A 1649-nucleotide genomic window follows, 5' to 3' on the forward strand; every position below is an offset into this window, starting at 1 on the left:
TGCGTGTTTCGGAAAGTCCCGGACAGCGATTCCGGTAAGTCGCGGACAGTGATTTCAGAAAGTCCCGGACAGGCATTTCGCTAAGTCCCGGACAGTTTGTGCGGTTGGTCATTGGGTGCGCCGGTTTGGCATGAACGTCCCCGCAAGCGGAGCTTGGAGGGACCATGCCGAGACGGAAGCAACCGAGACGAGCGGACGTGAAGGACATCAGATCGATATTGCGGCTGACCCATGAGAATGGGCTCTCGGCGCGCGAAGTGTCGGAGCGGCTTGGGCTAAGCAAGTCGACCGTGTCGACTTACCTGCTGCGGGCGCGTGAGGCGGGGCTAGACAGTTGGCCGATGCCAGATGACGGCGGCGATGACGCTGCGCTGGAGCGCAAACTCTTCCGGCAAATGGGGCGGCCGCCGCGGGATACGAGCGAGCCGGACTGGCAACTGGTCTCCCGTGAGATGAAGCGCAAAAGCGTGACGCTGCTGTTGTTGTGGCAGGAATACCGCGAGGCTCATCCTGACGGCTTTGGCTACACCTGGTTCTGTGACAAGTTCGGCGCGCACGAGAAGCGCGCCCACCCGACCTATCGGCATCGGCATGCCGCCGGTGCGGTGATGCAGACTGATTACGCCGGTCAAACGATCCCGTTGATCGACCCCGGCACCGGCGAGATCCACCAAGCACAGCTGTTCGTCGCGGTGCTTGGGGCCTCGAGCTACACCTTTGCGGTGGCGAGCCTGCATCAGCGGCTGCCTGACTGGATTGAGGGCCAGGTCCGGGCGCTGGAGTACTTCGGCGGAGTGCCCGCTTCCATTGTCTGCGACAATCTCAAGGCGGGGGTGGCCAAGGCGCTATGGTTCGAACCGACCCTGACTACGACCTTTGCCACGATGGCAGAGCATTACGACACGACGGTCCTGCCGACCCGGCCGGCGAAGCCGAGGGACAAGGGGAAGATCGAGGGCGCGGTGCTGATCGCGGAAAGGTGGATCATCGCGCGCTTGCGCAATCGACAGTTCTTCGACCTGGCGGTGCTCAATGCCGAGATCGGCCACTTGCTCGAAGTTCTCAATGGCAAGACGATGCGTCACGTCGGTCGTTCGCGCCGCGAGCTGTTCGACGAGATCGAGCGCGCGGCGCTCAAGGCGCTGCCTGTTACCCCGTTCGAATACGCTGAATGGAAGAGCGCCAAGGTTCATCCCGATTACCACGTTGCCGTCGACCGCAACTTTTACTCGGTTCCGCATGGTCTGATCGGCCGCAAGGTCGATGTGCGGCTGACCCAGCGGGTGGTTGAGATCTTCCAGGATCATAAACGGGTCGCCAGCCATGTTCGCAGTTCGCAGCGCGGGTTCCACATCACCATCAACGCCCACATGCCCAAGGCTCACCAGCGTTATGCCGACCGGACGCCGGCATCGCTGATCGAGCGCGCGGCCAGGATGGGCACCAACGTGGCGGTCATGGTCGAGCGCATGATGCGTGATCGGCGCCATCCCGAGCAGGGTTATCGCTCGGCGATGGGCATCCTCTCGCTAGGGCGCGGCTATGGCCATGTCCGTCTCGATGCGGCCTGTGACCGCGCGCTGGCAATCGAGGCCACCACATATGCCTCGGTCCTCTCGATCCTCAAATCCGGGCTGGATCAGGCCAGT

1 protein-coding gene is annotated in these 1649 nt (G+C 62.7%); it reads left to right on the plus strand.

Annotation, left to right across the window (positions count from 1 at the left end; genetic code table 11):
* Positions 1-164: 164 nt before the first annotated feature.
* A partial coding sequence (gene istA / locus C2R25_RS18075) for an IS21 family transposase (protein ID WP_103730511.1) occupies positions 165-1649 on the plus strand: 1485 nt, incomplete at its 3' end.

This window comes from Novosphingobium sp. HII-3 (genome assembly GCF_002916655.1).
Lineage (GTDB): Bacteria > Pseudomonadota > Alphaproteobacteria > Sphingomonadales > Sphingomonadaceae > Novosphingobium > Novosphingobium panipatense.